The following is a 17366-nucleotide window of genomic DNA, read 5'->3' as shown; positions in this document are numbered from 1 at the left end:
GATGTGGCAACTGCGGTCAATGGGGCTATCACTGTTTTTGGTCATCTTCTTCTCATTGAGTTGGCTGGCCTTATGGACCATCAGTTTTTATCTGAGCGATGATGGCTTACACGCCATTTTATTGCTGCCGCAAGGGCTGCGATTGGCGCTGATGATTCTGCTGCCACGGCGCTATTGGCCGGTGCTACTGCTGGCGGAGTGCAGCGGCATGTGGTGGCTATACAGTGAACAACTGCAGACCTCCGCGCTTCTCCTGCTGTCGCCGCTCCTCAGTTTACTGCCCGCCTGGCTGACCCAACGGTTCTGGCATCACTACACCCTGTATTGGCAACGGCTGCTGTTGCTGCTAACCGCTGTGGCGGGGAACAGCCTGCTGCATGGCGCGGTATTGAGTTTATGGCGGCCCTTACCTGTCACTCAGGCGCTACTCGCCACCTTTACCGGCGGTATTCTGCTGGTGCCGTTCACCTACCTGATCTATGAATACTTAAAACAGCAGCATATTCGCAATCTATTCTCCCAGCAGATCCCTGATCCGCCGTTGCGCACCTCACTGCTGATTTGGTGCTCACTGATCTTTGCCATTTTGGTTTGCGTGCAGGTGGCGATTGCTCCCAATATGGAGCGCCTGTTGCTGATTTTCGTCTTTCTGCCCAATGTGTTTATGGCGTACAAATTTGGCTGGCAAGGTGGGGTATTGGCGGCGGTATTAGGTAGCCTGATGATCACTGTCACTCGGCAAGCCAGCGGCGCATTTCATGATTTAGCCGAACTGGAACTTTTCCTCTCGACCCAAGCACTATTGGGGCTGACTCTGGGGATCGCCATTAGCCGCCAGCAGCAACTGGCGCAGCGCCTACACCGCTATCGCAATCAGTTGGAGCAAGAGCTGCAAACCCGCCGCAAGCTGATGGCGCGCTTGGTGCATACCGAAGAGGATGTGCGCAAAGAGATTGCCCGTGAGCTACATGATGAGATTGGTCAGAACATCACCGCCATCCAAATTCAGGCGATGCTGGTTAATCGCAGTGCGCCTACACCGGCGGCGCAATCTGCGGCCAATCAGATCAGCAACTTATCGCAGCGAATCCATCAAACCACCCGCCAGCTACTACGCCAATTGCGCCCGCCGGTGCTAGATGAGATGCCGCTGGATGAAGCGCTACGTCATCTGGCGGAAGAGTTTGCCTTTGCCGAGCAAGGGATCGATTTCCAGCTCGACTATGCCCTGCCGCCAACCCCCGGTGAAGATGCGGTGGTGTTTACCCTGTACCGGCTGGTGCAGGAGTTGCTCAATAACATTAATAAGCATGCCAACGCGCGCAATATTCAGGTTAGCCTGCGCCTCACCGACAACATCATCACGCTGGATGTGCGCGATGATGGCATGGGCATTTCGGTGCAACCGCAAGGCGGAGGGCTGGGGTTGCGCGGTATTGAGGAGCGGGTGCGCGCATTGGGCGGTGACTGGTTACTGCTACGCCGTTTAGGGACGCGGGTGGTGGTGAACCTACCCACGCAGGTCCGCACCAGCGATTCTGTGAGCCTGCCCACAGAACCAGATCAAAAACCGTCATAACTAAGCATTATTCCTAGCCGTCTAACATCTTGTCTCATCTCTTTCTCGTTTACCGTTCTTACACTCAACCCAATAACCGGAGAAATTCATGGCTGCATCATTTTTGTCGGCGAAGAGTTTACCCCCTGAACCTTTGACGCCGGAACAGGTGAATGCGCGTTACCGCTACTGGCGACCGCGCCTGATGGCCGCCATGGTGATGGGTTACGCCGCCTTTTATCTGACACGCAAAAGTGTCAACTACGCCATGCCGGTGATGCAGTTGGAATTGGGGCTGGATAAAGGGGATATCGGCTTGCTGGGCACACTGTTTTATCTGGCTTACGGCGGCTCTAAATTTGTCTCGGGGATCGTCAGTGACCGCACGCAAGCCCGCTGGATTATGGGTATCGGCTTGATGATGACCGGGGTGCTAAATGTGGTGTTTACCCTGTGCCACACCCTGCCCGCCCTCTTGGTGGTCTGGACATTAAATGGTTTCTTTCAGGGGTGGGGCTGGCCACCGTGTGCCAAATTGCTGAGCACTTGGTATTCACGCAATGAACGTGGCACCTGGTGGGGCTGCTGGAATACCTCCATCAGCATTGGCGGTGCGGCGGTGCCGCTGCTCTCGGCGTTTCTGGCCTCGCAATATGGTTGGCAGGCCGCGCTACTGGTGCCGGGCGCAATCGGTATCGTATTAGGTATTTGGCTGTGCTGGCAATTGTGCGATAAGCCGCAGCAGCAAGGTTTGCCGACTATCGGCCAATGGCGGCGCGACCCGCAGGATCAGTGGCAGGAGCAGCAAAGCCCGCCGATGCCGATGGGGCAAATTTTTCGCGATGCGATTTTGCGCAACCGCACTATCTGGTTGCTCGGCGTCTCTTATGTGCTGGTCTATCTGATCCGCATCGCCCTCAACGACTGGGGCAATATCTGGCTGGCAGAGAGCCATGGGGTGAATTTGCTCAGTGCCAACGCCACCTTGTCGCTGTTTGAGTTGGGGGGATTATGTGGCGCACTGTTTGCCGGTTGGGGGTCGGATCTGCTGTTTCGCGGGCAGCGGGCGCCGATGATTTTGTTATTCGCACTCGGGCTGTTTCTGACCATGACCGCGCTGTGGCTAGCTCCGGTGCATAACTATCCACTGCTGTCAGTGACCTTTTTCAGTATCGGTTTTTTTGTCTTTGGGCCACAAATGCTAATTGGTCTGGCAGCAACGGAGTACACCCATAAAGACGCCGCAGGGACGGTCACCGGATTTCTCGGTTTGTTTGCCTACCTCGGTGCTGCACTAGCCGGATGGCCACTGGCGCAGGTGCTGCAACATTATGGCTGGCCCGGATTTTTCGCCTTGCTAACACTAGCATCGGCCTGTGTCGGTTTGTTATTGATGCCGCTGTTGATGACCGGCATCAATCGATTAGGGTTTGAACCGACGGGAAAGCGCGTTGTCCCGACGGATAAAGAGTAAAAGTACGTCAAATAATACCTCTCCTACAACAACAGCTCTGTTTGCACCCGGATTCGGGCCATCAGGGAATAAAAAGGATAATGTTATGAAACTTGCACCACTCACTGTACTCGTTGCTGCGGGCCTCGCACTGAGCGCTTTTGCTACCGTCGCCAAGGCCGAAGGTCGGTTGGTTATCTATTGCAGCGCCACCAATGCCATGTGTGAAGAAGAAGCCAAAGCGTTTGGCGAAAAATATGATGTCAAAACCAGTTTTATCCGTAATGGCTCTGGCAGCACACTGGCCAAGGTGGATGCCGAGAAAAAGAACCCGCAGGCGGATGTCTGGTATGGCGGTACACTGGACCCACAATCCCAGGCCGGTGAAATGGATCTGCTCTACCCTTACCAGTCCCCTAATCTGTCTCAGATCATGCCGCAATTCCGTGACCCGGCAAAACGCAAAGGCAACTACTCCTCGGCGGTCTACATTGGCATTCTGGGCATAGGCGTGAATACCGACCGCCTGAAAGAGAAAGGGCTGCCAGAGCCAAAATGTTGGAAAGACCTGACCAATCCGGCCTACAAAGGTGAAATCCAGATTGCCGATCCACAAAGCTCCGGCACCGCCTACACCGCGTTGGCCACCTTCTCGCAGCTGTGGGGCGAAGAGGCGGCCTTCGATTATCTGAAAAAACTGAATGCCAACGTGTCGCAATATACCAAGTCGGGTATTGCTCCGGCCCGTAACGCCGCCCGTGGTGAAACCACTATCGGCATTGGTTTCCTGCACGACTATTCGCTGGAAAAAGAGAAAGGCGCACCGCTGAAACTGATCTCGCCATGTGAGGGTTCCGGCTATGAGATCGGCGGCGTCAGCATTCTAAAAGGCGCGCGTAATCTGGATAACGCGAAGTTATTCGTTGATTGGGTGCTGTCAAAAGAGGCACAAGAGTTGGCGTGGCAGAAGGGCCAGTCCTACCAGATTCTGACCAATACCACCGCCGCGACCTCACCTAACTCACTCAAACTCGATGATCTAAAGCTGATTGACTACGACATGGACACCTATGGTGCGACCGAGATGCGCAAGAAGCTGATCACCAAGTGGGTTAATGACGTCAAGATGGGGCAATAGCAGCCCACTATAAATTCCGACGCATATAACTAATTTATCGCTTATATCTCTAACCTCGTCATTGGCTTGCCGCCGCAAATAGGGCGGCAACGTTAATGACGAAGGTTATCTCAGGGGAATACCATGACACACGCCCTGCGGCTCCCGCAGACACGGGATGCCATCTTCTATTGGCTGGCTTTCGCCGTGGCTGCATTTGCCTTGTTACCTGCATTCAGTCTGGATTACGGCCTGCTTGAGGCCAGCCGCGCGGAGCTACTGGCCGCTTATGGTTGGTCTGGGCTGAACATCAGCACCTTGTGGTTTGCCCTGCCGCTACTGCTACTCTTGCGCCCTCTGTCACCGGCGGGCCGTGAGCAGCGTAGCCGCCACTATTTTGATGCCGGTTATGCGCTATTCTGCGCCCTGTTCGTGGTGGTGACCTCCGCCTGGCTAGGGCGCGGGCTAGGCTTTGCCACCATTGGGTTGTTTATCGCCTTGGGCGCCATCATTACGTTGGCACTGGCTCGCCTTGAGTGGCTGGGGGGGATCGCTTTGTCCTCGGCTCACTGGTGACCATTATTGCCCTGATTACCGTCTTTATCCTGTTCCCTAGCATCGCGATTTTCATCCCGATTTTTACCGATGAGAGCGGGGCTTTTGCGCCATGGCAATTTATGGCGATCCTCGGGCAGGCGCATATCCTGCAGGTGATCTGGAACTCGTTCCTGTTGTCGGTTGCGGTCGGCATCGGTTGTACTTTCTTCGGCATGGTGCTGGCGATTTACACCACCCGCATAGCCAAACGTTCGGCGCTGCTGGGGCGAATTTTCTCGATTTTACCGATTGTCACCCCGCCCTTTGTGGTCGGATTGGGTGTCACCCTGATGATGGGCCGCTCCGGCTACGTGACCGAGTTGATGGTCACCTGGTTCGGGCTGACCAATACCAACTGGCTATATGGCTTTACCGGCATCTGGCTGGCACAGGTTCTGGCTTTTACGCCGATGTCATTTATGATCCTCGACGGCGCAATTAAAACCATCCACCCGTCACTGGAGGAGGCCTCCTACACCTTGCGCGCCAGCCGTTGGCAGACCTTCATGCAGGTGTTCCTGCCACTGCTAAAACCTGCGCTAGCTAACTCATTTTTGATTGTTATTGTGCAATCCCTGGCTGACTTCAGTAACCCGCTGGTACTGGGGGGAACTTTGACGTGCTCGCCACGCAAATTTACTTCTATATCACCGGCGCACAACTCGATTATCCGGCGGCCTCCACACTGGGTGTCATTCTGCTGATGTTCTCGCTGTTCATCTTCTGCATCCAGTATATGTGGATAGGTAAGCGCTCCTACGTCACTATCTCCGGCAAATCCTCCCGTGGCGATGTTCAGCCACTGCCGGTATCACTGGTGTGGGGCACCACCGCCATGTTGTATGTGTGGATTGCCTTTAACCTGTTGCTGTACGGCAGCATTTTCTACGGCAGTTTTACCGTCAACTGGGGGGTCGACTACACCCTGACGCTAAATAACTTTAATCAGCTATTTGGGCAAGGTTTCAGTGACGGCGCATGGCCTTCGCTGCTAGATACCCTACTCTATGCCGGCATTGCCGCGCCAATCACGGCCGCCTTCGGCCTGTTGATCGCCTATATCGTGGTGCGCCAACAGTTCCGTGGTAAAAAAACCATCGAATTCAGCACCATGCTCTGCTTCGCCGTCCCGGGCACCGTCGCGGGCGTCTCCTATATTCTGGCCTTTAACAGCGCGCCGGTCTATCTGACCGGAACCGCCGCCATTGTCATTATCTCCATGGTGATGCGCAATGTGCCGGTGGGAATACGTGCCGGGATTGCCGGACTGGGGCAGTTGGATAAGTCGCTGGATGAGGCATCACTGAGCTTGCGGGCCGGTTCACTACGCACCGTTATCTATATTTTGCTGCCCTTGCTACGTCCGGCGATTTTATCCGCGCTGATTTACAGCTTTGTCCGCGCCATGACCACCGTCAGTGCCATCGTCTTTCTGGTCACACCGGATACCCGCGTCGCCACCTCTTACATCCTTAACCGCGTGGAAGATGGGGAGTATGGGATCGCAATTGCCTATGGTTCCATCCTGATAGTGGTGATGCTCGCCATCATCTTCCTGTTCGATTATCTGGTTGGCGAGGCGCGTATTGCCCGCTCGAAAGCCAGCAATGCTGAATAATGACGTACTGATAAGGCCAAATATTATGTCTAATACCGATACCGCTTTTGATAAAAAACATTTTGTCGAACTCAAGCACGTCACCAAACGTTTTGGCAGCAATACCGTGATTGACGACTTAAATCTGGCTATCCCGAAAGGCGAGATGGTCACCCTGCTCGGGCCATCCGGTTGCGGCAAAACCACGGTTCTGCGGCTGGTCGCTGGGCTAGAGAAACCCTCTGGCGGTCAGATTTTTATCGACGGTGAAGATGTCACCGACAGATCTATCCAGCAGCGGGATATCTGCATGGTGTTTCAGTCCTACGCCCTATTCCCCCATATGTCACTGGGGGAGAACATTGGCTATGGCCTGAAAATGCTCGGGCGACCGAAAGATGAAATTCGTGAGCGGGTGCAGGAAGCATTGGCGTTGGTGGATTTAGAGGGCTTTGCTGACCGTTTTGTCGACCAGATCTCTGGAGGGCAACAACAGCGGGTGGCACTGGCGCGGGCGTTGATCCTCAAGCCCAAAGTGCTGCTGTTTGACGAACCACTGAGTAATCTGGATGCCAACTTGCGCCGCAGTATGCGCGATAAAATCCGCGAATTGCAGCAACAGTTTAATATCACCTCGCTATATGTCACCCATGACCAAAGTGAAGCTTTTGCCGTCTCTGATACTGTTTTGGTGATGAATAAAGGCAAAATCATGCAAATTGGCGCGCCACAAACACTGTACCGCCAGCCAGCTTCCCACTTTATGGCCAGTTTTATGGGGGATGCCAACGTCTTTCCGGCGCGAATCAACAGTGACAGTGTTGAGATATTGGGTTACCACATCCCGCGCCCGCTAGGATTTGCCGCCGAACACCAGCACGCCACAGTGGGCGTGCGGCCAGAGGCCATCACCCTAAGTCAGCAGGGCGAACCGAGCCAGCGATGCATCATCAATAAAGTGGCCTATATGGGGCCGCAATATGAAGTTCTGGTGGATTGGCATGGGCAATCATTGCTGCTACAAGTGAACGCCACACAACTGCAACCGGCCCCTGGCGACAGCTATTATCTGCAAATCCACCCGTATGGCATGTTTGTGCTGGCGGATACCCCCGAATAACAGGGTGGCGGGCAGTGTAAAGCAGGGCTGCCCGCCCCTTTATCAGATACCTGCTCGCTATTTCTCGCATAAATATTGAGCTAAAAGCCAAAAATCTCAATAAGTTGCACAAACTCTAAGCAAACAATCCAAATTTACGGTTTCCCCTTTGACATGCCCCAGATACCCCGCTATTATTCGCCTCGTTCACACGATTCCTCTGTAGTTCAGTCGGTAGAACGGCGGACTGTTAATCCGTATGTCACTGGTTCGAGTCCAGTCAGAGGAGCCAAATTAGAGAAGCCCGCTTAAGGAAACTTAAGCGGGCTTTTTGCTTTTTTGTATTGTGACATCTGTTTTCCCCTCTCTTATCAATGTAGACGCAGCTTCACCCTGATGGCACTGGCCGAAAACATAGCAACTGATCAACGACGCGCTGAAAGATGCCATTCTGGGCAAATGCGGTATTGCCTTACTGCGATTGAGAACCATCGATAGTCAGATTGAAGTCAAAATAGCGGCGTTTCTGACAAGGGTCTTGCAAGAAGATACTATCGCGGAGGGCGCACTGTAGTTGACCTGCTTAGCCATCTAACCGTCGCTAATGTAATATCATTAATTGAATTATGCTGTGGGGGATGTCATTATCAAAGCGCTAGCTATCCTCCTGATATTTATACCAGAATAAAAAGCAGAATCGATTATAGAATTTTCCTACACCCCAACCTGAAAAATCGTATATATTTACATTTAGAATTATAAATTAACTATTTCTCATCTTTTTTCCTGAATAATTTATTTTTATTTCAGTAAAAAAAAATCCTAAATCGTTTATAATCAAATCACTAGGTTGAATAAGCCCATTGGGTTGAAGTGAGCTGCGTAACCTATACATAAGAAAGAATCTTTTCTTGATAATCTATAATTAGAGATTAGAATCACCGAAATAGTACTTTAGGCATCGGCAGTAGCGGTTCTTGTTTATCTCGTCTTGGGTAATCATTTGGAGTCTATCGGTGCAAGTGAGGGGCAGTGAATTAACCCTGCGAATCCCAAGATATAACAGTTTATGGAGATAACATGACAAAATCAGTGATGATAGTTGATGACCATCCGGCTATACGTGTCGCCATTCGGGCATTACTATCACAAAGCAATGAATTTTCAACAATTTATGAATCTGTCGATGGTAGCGAAGCACTAGAAATATTAAAAAACAGTCCTGTTGATTTAGTTATCATTGATATTGAATTACCTAATTTCGATGGTTTTTCGTTGCTAAAAAAACTGCAACAACGTGGATTTACCGGTAAATCATTATTCTTGTCCGCCAAAAATGAGCAAGTCTTTGCGGTACGGGCATTACAGGCTGGTGCCAACGGATTCATCAGCAAAAATAAAGATATTAGCGAAATTCTGTTTGCGGCACAGAACGTATTACGTGGGTATTCATTCTTCCCATCTGAAGCTTTGACCCAATTAGCCGGGCAACCTTCGAGCCATGATCCTGTCAATCGGGCGCGTTTGTTATCTGAGCGAGAAATTAATGTTTTACGTTATCTGGTGAATGGCTTGTCTAATAAGCAAATCGCCGACGAAATGTTTATCAGCAACAAAACTGTCAGTACCTATAAAACCCGTATCCTGACCAAATTAGGGTTAAGTTCTGTAATTGAACTGGCAGATTATGCGCATACCCATAATTTGGTGTAGTTCAGCCAGGTCTGATTTCCGACGAGCCGAATCTTCTTTACGTAGTGGGTTTTCCTTACTCATCTTACTATCTTGCTTGCTGTTACTTAGCGGGCAGCTTCATGCCGCCGTGATGACCGGCCGTCAGGGGTGTGACACCGGGCAACCCCTGTCGATACACAGCATCGCCAATAGTTACAGCGAAGATTTATTACTGACGCCCTCCACCGACACACGCCAATCGAGTCGACGCACGGTGAAAGTGGGCGTGGTGATTGATGCCAACACCCCATTTGTGGTTAATCGCGATGATAATGCCATTGAAGGTATTGTCGCCGATTACCTGCAAATCATCAGTGATGCCAGTCAGTTATCCTTCCAGATGATTGGCTATTGCGACTACGGATTAGTGTTAAATGCGCTGGAAAATGGTCAGATTGATTTAATGGCCGGAACCCCGATGCCCGCTCAGCCGGGGTTGATCGCCTCCCATGCATTCTTTACTAATCGGCATGTTGAAGTCCGCAGCAAAAAGTGGGACCCAACCAAACGTACCCACCCGGAAACAGTGGCTATCGTCAATAATGAGCCGCTCTCGCCAGAGTTTTTATTTAATTATCATGCCGATAAAATCGTCGCCTACCCTAACCAGTTACAAGGGTTGCTGGCGGTTGCCTATGGTAATGCTGATGTATTTGTCTCTAATGCCACCTCTGCCAACTATTTGATTGACCAATTGCAGTTGCTGACGTTGCAAATTCGCAACTTTGCCCCTTACCACCCGGCCCCCTATACATTTCTGGCGCGGGAAAGTAATCAAAAACTCATTGATTACATTAATCAGATTCTAGAACTGCTACCCACCCGGGCGACCGGTGATATTCAGCAGCGTTGGTTTGGTAGCAAACATCATTACAATATTGATGCTAAGTTGCTTTTGACCGAACAAGAAGTTAGCTGGATTCAGCAACACCCGGTGGTGAGTTATGTCGCCCCACTTGATTTGGCCCCCCTGATTTTCCGTGATCGTCAGACCGGCGAAATGGCCGGTTTCTCCATTGACCTCATTGATATTATTTCACGTCGGACCGGACTTAAATTTGAACCGGTTTTCACCAAAGATAGCGGTGAAGGGGTACGTGATTTTATCGCCGGTAAAATCGATATGCTGCCGATTGTGGCGGTACGTAACGGCATGTATGGGCACAATCTTTACTCCTCGCCTGTTGCCCAATCCCTATGGGGTATTTTGACCCGTGAAGATCGCATTGATATCAATAATGTGGCCGATCTGGCAGGAAAACGGGTAGGCGTACAGGCGGGTAGTGCTTCCAGTGGGATTATTGGTAATCCCCTATTAGCCCAGAAGATTACCTTTGTTCAAGCCCCCGATACCATGACGCTGGTGCGGTGGTTGCAGCAGGGTAAAGTTGATGCAGTCCTCAAAAATATGATGACGGCCAACTACTTATCAGCGCAGAATTTTAGTCCCAATATTAAAACCGTGGCTGTCGCCGGTGAAGAGCCATTGATGATGGCATTTGGCATCAGCCCGAGGCTACCTGAATTAAAAGCCATCATTGATAAAGTGATTGAATCTATTCCGCCGGAAGAGCTAGATAATCTGATCAGTGATTGGAGCACATTTAAACCTAACCCTGCGAGTTTCGATAACAACTCATTAGATAATGAATTACTGATGCTCGCGCTGAAAATAAGCTCAGGGCTATTATTGGTCTTCGGCTTATATCTTTGCTATCTCGTATTTAACAAGCGCCGTCAGGCCATGTTGTTACATACCCGCTTACTGCAACAAGAGTCCATTATTAATGCCCTACCCTTCGCCGTATTTATCCGTGCTAAGAATGGGGATCTTGCGGTTTATAACAGCCACTTTGCTGCCGCACACCAGGATAAACTGAACGATATGCTCAATCAAAAGAGCGAGTCTGCCCACTGGCCAATGACCAGTCAGCTCGATCGTGAGATAGATAAATATTGTCGATTCGTCTTGCTGGATAGAAAACCACAAATGGTGGATTTGTCCCTTGAGATTAACGAAGAGCTGCGGGATATCTTCCTGTGGATTATTCCGCTGGATAATGCTGAGCGCAGTTTACTGGGCGGCTGGCTGGATATCAGCCAACGGAAAACGGTCGAGCGTGAATTGGAAGCGGCCCGTGTCGAAGCCGAAAGCGCCAACCGCACCAAAAGTACTTTCCTTGCCACTATCAGTCATGAACTGCGCACCCCCATGTACGCCATTATGGGTTTGCTAGAGCTGGAAATTCGCAGTGAGCAGCCGGTCGAAAAAGATACCTTAGTCACCGTATCCAAAACAGCGCAGTCCCTGATGCTACTGCTGGATGACATTATCGACTCCGCCAAGATTGAGGCCGGTCAACTGAGTGTTCACCCGGCGGTGGTTGATTTCCGCCAGGAGATGGAGCGGATGTTCACTATCTATCAACCGATCGCCGATGAGCGCGGACTACGATTCTCTGGCTGGCTGGATGAGCAGATCCCGGCGTTGCTGATGGTCGATATGCTGCGAGTGCGGCAAGTCATGGGCAATCTGTTGGGCAATGCGCTGAAATTTACCGAGCAAGGTGGTGTCTCGGTGGATGTCACTTGGGAGCCGACGGATGGGCAACATGGCGTAATGAATATCGATATTACCGATACCGGCATTGGCATCTCGTCGGCCGCGCAGGCCACACTGTTCCAGCCATTTAGTCAGGCTAATGAAGGTAAATCACCGCGCTTTGGTGGTTCGGGATTGGGGCTTTGGATCTGTCATCAGTTGATTCATAAGATGGGCGGGCAAATCATCCTGGAGAGCAAACTGGGTAAAGGCACCAGCCTATTTATTACCTTGCCGCTGGAGATAGCCACTGAGGATGATATACCGCAAGATACGACTGTTTTGTATGCTGATGAAAAGCAACTGAATCATTTAAAAAACCTACGTGTTTTAGTGGTGGATGATTTACCGGCTAACCGTCAGTTACTGCAACAGCAGCTAGCTTTTATCGGAATTGAGCAGGTGATGAGCGCAGAAAATGGCGCGGAGGCCTGGCAGATATTGCAGCATTATAGTTTTGACATAGTCATCACCGATTACAGTATGCCATTGATGAATGGCTACGAACTGGCCGCCCATATCCGTAGTAGCCCAACAATAAAAGAGATGATCATTATTGGCTGTACCGCAGATGCGCGGGAAGAGAGCACGGCCCGCTGTTCTAATGCAGGGATGAATGATTGCATGATCAAACCGGTGACCATCGACACCTTGCGCACCGTGCTCCTTCGCCAAGAGATTATTGGTGATATAAGCGCGGACCGTCATCACAGCGCAAGTGACAATCCCGTTAGCCCAAAAAATAGTGAAACAGCTAAATTACCGCCATCCCCAGTGACGGCGGCGCAAGATAAATTAAGGTCGCTCTCTGGAGGCAGTGCTGAGGTGGAGTTGCAGTTATTGCAATCACTACTGGAAAGTCATTCGCAGGATAGCGAGGCGTTGACACAGCGATATCACCAGTTGGCGGCGGATAGCAACGCAATTTCCGATGATATTTACACAGAGATGGCAAGTCTGGTGCACCGGATTAAAGGCGGTGTACAGCTAATTGATGCACAAGCACTGGTAGATAGCTGTATTAAGTTCGAGTCGCTGCTGCATACGCATGATAAGCCGGCAATTATCACGCACGGAGTCGAATATCTGGCACTGCTAACCGAGACTAACCAATTATTAATTGAGCTACTGGCTTCATACTCCAAAATAGGTAGTAGTGATGCAGTAAATAGGCAGTAGTGACACAGTCAAATAGGTAGTGACGCGATAAAATAGAAGTGTATGGTGTGTCACCATTAAAACCCGTCAGAACTTGTGGCGGGTTTTCTTATTTAACTCGAAATTACTTTTACTTAGGATAAAAGCCTAATTGCGTCACCAGGCAAGAAAATCAACCTAACATAATAAAATAAAACGATTTTATTATTCTTCCATTTTTAACCGGATCTGTTCCTACATATTTTGTGGGAAATTTCAGATATAAAACAAGGACGCATCTCATTCTCCTCACCTCAATTTCCCCCTACACTAGCATCGGCCCAAAAACTGAACAGAAAAAACGAAATAACGGCTAATTCTATTCAACTGAGTGATCGCTCACTCACTGAATACAAAAGGTCTCTATTTGCCAGAATATTAATCATAAATTTAAGTAGGAATTCATGGGAAAAACTCTAATGGCGTTGATGCTACTTACCCTACCGGGTATAGCGTTAGCCGCTACCTCAAATAACACAATTAAGTTTCAGGGCGAAGTGGCCGAACAGACTTGCATGGTTGATATTAATGGCACAGCTAACACCCCGGTTGTTTTGTTACCCACAGTCTCAACTAGCAATCTGAATCAAGTTAATTCTGTTGCGGGTAAAACCAATTTCACGATTAACCTCACCGGCTGCAACATTGCCATTCAAGACACCAAAATCAGCTCAGTTTTTCAGGGAATGAATGTCACGAGCGCAGGTAACTTGGGTAATGTCGGCACAGCACAAAATGTTGCAATTCAGCTACTTGATACTCATGGCGCACCGATTCGCATGTCTGGCGGTAGCGTTGAAGTCCCCGGTATCACGCTAGTCGCTGGCGCAACATCCGCATCACAAGATCTGGCTGCACAATATATTACCGAAGAGGGTCGTGCGACGGCTGGGAGTGTCATTGCATCTGCCCAATATGCGATCACTTACCCCTGACTATTCGTGAAATCGTCCGTTTCATGAAGATGTTGGCCACCCGGTAACGGAGCCTAAATAAACCAGAAAAACCAAGGATAAGTAAGCGCTATGACACTGACTGCCCACAAAATTATCGCCTGCTCGTTGTTGCTGCTCAGCGGCGTACCCTTATGGACAAAAGCCAGTGTTGTCATGACAGGGACTCGTATTATTTATCCTGAAGGCACGCGGGAGAAAGTATTACAACTCAGCAATAAAGATGACTACCCTAACCTGGTCCAACTCTGGATGGATGATGGTAATAATCAGTCCTCGCCATCAAAAAGTGATGTTCCTTTTACATTGACACCACAGATATTTCGCATGGAGCCTCAAAGCGGACAAGTGATACGGCTGGCATATATTGAGCGTAATTTACCCAAAGATCGTGAATCAGTGTTCTATCTTAATTTTTTGCAGATCCCGGCATTAAAAGCAGATAACCAGTCGGAGAATAAGCTGGTTTTGATCGTGAATAATCGACTGAAAGTCTTTTACCGCCCTGCCGCGCTAAAAGAAAATGTCGATACCTTAGGTGAAAAAATCCAAGTCACGCTGGATAGCGTTGCCGGTGATAAAATCAAGATACATAACCCAACGGGTTATTATATCAGCCTACGTGATGCCAAACTGGTCAGCGATGGGAAAACCATTTCGTTTGCTACGAGCGAAATGTTTGCTCCCAATTCAACCACTGATTTAGCCTTCCCCGCCGGGGTTAAGGGCAAAAAGGGTGAATTGTTGACGCTAAACGTGGTTAACGATTATGGCACCAACATCCCCTGTAATTATCATCTGTAATCTATCTGTGATGATAATCCAGAATCGACTCCGGCGCAGGGATAGCCAGTGAGGTATAGCTCCTGGCTATCCTACTTGCTAACACAGGGCTTGTTAGTCAGTTATAGCCTGTCAGCAGCGGATGAGCATCATCAAGATGAATACGTGTTTGAGGATGCGCTATTGCGTGGCTCCTCTCTCGGCTTAGGTTCTATATCTCGCTTTAATAAAAAAAATAGTTATGAGGCAGGCAAATACCAAGTTGATCTCTATATGAACAACAAATTTGTCGATCGTGTTGAACTGACCTTTATCACTAAAGGTGATGACGTTGTTCCCTGCCTATCAGGTGCGCAGTTACTACAGGCAGGTGTGGAAGAGTCAGCCCTGAAACAGGCCAATTTGGAAGATAACTGTCTGGATTTAAAAACTATTCTTCCTACCAGCGATTATCATTTTGATTACGCCAAATTACGTTTTGACCTGTCGGTTCCGCAGCTATTTGTTAAGAAAATGCCTCGGGGTTATGTCGATCCGCGCAATCTCACCTCAGGCGAGACTATTGGTTTCAGTAATTACAATTTCAACCAATATCACGTGGGCTATAACAAAGATGGCATTAAGCGCGCCACTGATTCGAGTTATTTGAGCCTGACCAACGGTATCAATGCCGGTATGTGGCGTTTTCGTCAGCAGGGCTCCTTGCGTTATGACCAGACCCGAGGGGCGAACTGGACCTCTAACCGGCTGTACAGCCAGCGCGCACTGCCGTCAATTGGCAGTGAAGTGACCGCCGGTGAAACTTTCAGCGCCGGTCAGTTTTTCTCAAGTATGGGGTTTACCGGCATCGCGCTGGCAACCGATGACCGCATGCTGCCGGAATCACAACGTGGCTACGCCCCTGTGGTGCGCGGCATCGCCAGAACCAACGCCAAGGTGACGGTATATCAGAATAACCGCTCGATTTACCAAGCTACCGTTTCACCGGGGCCGTTTGAGTTTGATGATTTATCGGCCACCAATTTTGGTGGTGACCTGACCGTCGAGATTCAAGAGGCAGATGGCAGCCTGAGTACCTTTCAGGTGCCCTTCTCCTCGGTGCCTGAGTCATTACGACCTGGCTATTCACGCTACAGTTTTGCCGCTGGGAAGGTGCGTGATCAGGGTAATCATGAACTCTTCAGTGAGCTGACCTATCAGCGTGGCGTCAGTAATGCCATTACGGCAAACAGCGGTTTACGTCTGGCCCCCGGTTATCAAGCCCTCATGCTGGGCGGCGTCTTTACCCACTATATTGGTGCCTTAGGGCTGGATGTCACCTATTCGAAAGCCAGCTTACCTGATGATGAGCAACAGAGTGGCTGGATGGCGCGAGCCGCTTTCAGCCGCACCTTTGAGGCCACCAACACCACGCTATCGGTGGCCGGTTACCGCTACTCAACTGAGGGCTACCGTGATTTGAGCGATGTATTAGGCGTTCGGGCCGCCACTCAGGGCAAAGTTTGGAGCTCCGGCTCTTATCAACAGCGCAGCCGAGCTGAAATTTCGCTTAATCAGAATTTTAACCGTTACGGTTCACTGTATTTAACCGCCTCCTCGCAGGATTACCGGAGTGACCGCAAACGGGATACGCAGTTGCAGTTGGGTTATGCCAATACCCTATGGCGCGATACCAGCTTCAACCTTGCGGTTTCACAACAAAAAACCGGGGGTGGCAGCAATGAAGTTTACTTTGTCGACCCCGGCAGTGGTATGCCCGCGGCAAATGGCGCCAATACTCTCGGCGTCAGCGAAACCCTGGTGCAGATCTCCATCTCATTCCCGTTAGGCGGTAGCCCACGTGCGCCCTATATTTCAGCCGGCGCGGTCAACAGCCAGGCCAGCGGTGCCAGCTATCAGACCTCATTATCCGGTGTGATGGGCGATGACCAATCAGCCAGTTACAGCATGGATTTTGCCCGCAGTGAGCAGAACAAAGAGAACACCTTTAGCGGCAGTTTGCAAAAGCGGTTACCCGTGACCAGCCTGAGCGGCAGCGCCTCCAGCAGCCCCGGCTATTGGCAAGGATCAGCCAGTGCGCGAGGCTCGGCGGCCGTCCATAGCGGCGGTATCACACTGGGGCCATACCTGAGCGATACCTTTGCCTTAATCGAGGCCAAAGGTGCCAGCGGGGCCAAGGTGATGTATGGGCAAGGTGCGCGTATTGACCACTTTGGCTATGCCTTAGTACCCACCTTGACGCCCTATCGCTACAACACCATTACGCTCGATCCTGATGGTATGGATTTCAATACCGAGTTGCGAGATGGCGAGCGGCAGATTGCGCCCTATGCCGGCTCTACGGTGAAGGTCACTTTCCGCACACTGAGCGGATATCCGGTGTTAATTAACGTCAAGCTCGCTGATGGCAGCCAACTGCCCATGGGTACTGTGATTTATAGCACCAACGGCAGCGCTGATAGCGGGCATGACGACAGTAAACAGGAACATGAAGTCGGAATGGTCGGACAGGCCAGCCAAGCCTACTTACGGGCGGCATCCCCTAGCGGGACGCTCATGCTGGTATGGGGGGATGCTGCCGATGAGCGGTGTCAGCTTGATTACAATTTAGGCACCCCCAACAACGATCAGCAACTTTATAAACTCGATGCCTTGTGTGTCGTTACTCAGCCTTGA

Annotated in this window: 9 protein-coding genes, 1 tRNA gene and 1 pseudogene; all 11 read left to right on the top strand. The window is 50.4% G+C overall.

Going from position 1 to position 17366, the window contains the following annotated elements:
- Position 1: 1 nt before the first annotated feature.
- The 11 genes and pseudogenes from HRK25_RS13835 to HRK25_RS13785 all read left to right on the top strand — a co-directional run bounded on the left by HRK25_RS13835 (position 2) and on the right by HRK25_RS13785 (position 17366).
- Positions 2–1579: an MASE1 domain-containing sensor histidine kinase gene (locus tag HRK25_RS13835; protein WP_005279146.1), complete on the top strand. Its 1578-nt coding sequence runs from the start codon at positions 2–4 to the stop codon at positions 1577–1579.
- Between the two features lie 88 nt (positions 1580–1667).
- Positions 1668–3032, top strand: coding sequence for an MFS transporter family glucose-6-phosphate receptor UhpC (uhpC, locus tag HRK25_RS13830; protein WP_005279148.1), 1365 nt, complete (start codon positions 1668–1670; stop codon positions 3030–3032).
- 85 nt (positions 3033–3117) lie between these two features.
- A complete protein-coding gene (locus HRK25_RS13825; protein WP_054872157.1) occupies positions 3118–4149 on the top strand; it encodes an ABC transporter substrate-binding protein in 1032 nt (343 codons plus the stop codon).
- 123 nt (positions 4150–4272) lie between these two features.
- Positions 4273–6343 (top strand): annotated as a pseudogene (locus tag HRK25_RS13820) (ABC transporter permease).
- A 25-nt stretch (positions 6344–6368) separates the two neighbouring features.
- Positions 6369–7442 carry a ferric ABC transporter ATP-binding protein gene (gene fbpC / locus HRK25_RS13815; protein ID WP_005279905.1) on the top strand — a complete coding sequence of 358 codons (1074 nt, stop codon included), beginning with the start codon at positions 6369–6371 and terminating at the stop codon, positions 7440–7442.
- Between the two features lie 195 nt (positions 7443–7637).
- Positions 7638–7713: transfer RNA gene (locus tag HRK25_RS13810), tRNA-Asn, on the top strand.
- A gap of 788 nt (positions 7714–8501) precedes the next feature.
- Positions 8502–9134, top strand: coding sequence for a response regulator transcription factor (locus HRK25_RS13805; RefSeq protein ID WP_005279477.1), 633 nt, complete (start codon positions 8502–8504; stop codon positions 9132–9134).
- A gap of 79 nt (positions 9135–9213) precedes the next feature.
- A complete protein-coding gene (locus HRK25_RS13800) occupies positions 9214–12936 on the top strand; it encodes an ATP-binding protein (protein ID WP_032899068.1) in 3723 nt (1240 codons plus the stop codon).
- Positions 12937–13358: 422 nt separating this feature from the next.
- Positions 13359–13889 carry a fimbrial protein gene (locus tag HRK25_RS13795; protein ID WP_005279482.1) on the top strand — a complete coding sequence of 177 codons (531 nt, stop codon included), beginning with the start codon at positions 13359–13361 and terminating at the stop codon, positions 13887–13889.
- Positions 13890–13979: 90 nt separating this feature from the next.
- Complete coding sequence (locus HRK25_RS13790; protein WP_005279484.1) at positions 13980–14711, top strand: fimbrial biogenesis chaperone; 732 nt, start codon at positions 13980–13982, stop codon at positions 14709–14711.
- A 48-nt stretch (positions 14712–14759) separates the two neighbouring features.
- Positions 14760–17366: a fimbria/pilus outer membrane usher protein gene (locus tag HRK25_RS13785; protein ID WP_032899062.1), complete on the top strand. Its 2607-nt coding sequence runs from the start codon at positions 14760–14762 to the stop codon at positions 17364–17366.

The organism is Yersinia bercovieri ATCC 43970, assembly GCF_013282745.1.
Lineage (GTDB): Bacteria > Pseudomonadota > Gammaproteobacteria > Enterobacterales > Enterobacteriaceae > Yersinia > Yersinia bercovieri.
This window is presented reverse-complemented; position numbering and strand designations above follow the sequence as displayed.

What these genes read in the sequence shown, in the direction of transcription:
- HRK25_RS13835 (WP_005279146.1), top strand. Translation starts at nt 2, where the DNA reads ATGTGGCAACTGCGGTCAATGGGGCTATCACTGTTTTTGGTCATCTTC.
- uhpC (WP_005279148.1), top strand. Translation starts at nt 1,668, where the DNA reads ATGGCTGCATCATTTTTGTCGGCGAAGAGTTTACCCCCTGAACCTTTG.
- HRK25_RS13825 (WP_054872157.1), top strand. Translation starts at nt 3,118, where the DNA reads ATGAAACTTGCACCACTCACTGTACTCGTTGCTGCGGGCCTCGCACTG.
- fbpC (WP_005279905.1), top strand. Translation starts at nt 6,369, where the DNA reads ATGTCTAATACCGATACCGCTTTTGATAAAAAACATTTTGTCGAACTC.
- HRK25_RS13805 (WP_005279477.1), top strand. Translation starts at nt 8,502, where the DNA reads ATGACAAAATCAGTGATGATAGTTGATGACCATCCGGCTATACGTGTC.
- HRK25_RS13795 (WP_005279482.1), top strand. Translation starts at nt 13,359, where the DNA reads ATGGGAAAAACTCTAATGGCGTTGATGCTACTTACCCTACCGGGTATA.
- HRK25_RS13790 (WP_005279484.1), top strand. Translation starts at nt 13,980, where the DNA reads ATGACACTGACTGCCCACAAAATTATCGCCTGCTCGTTGTTGCTGCTC.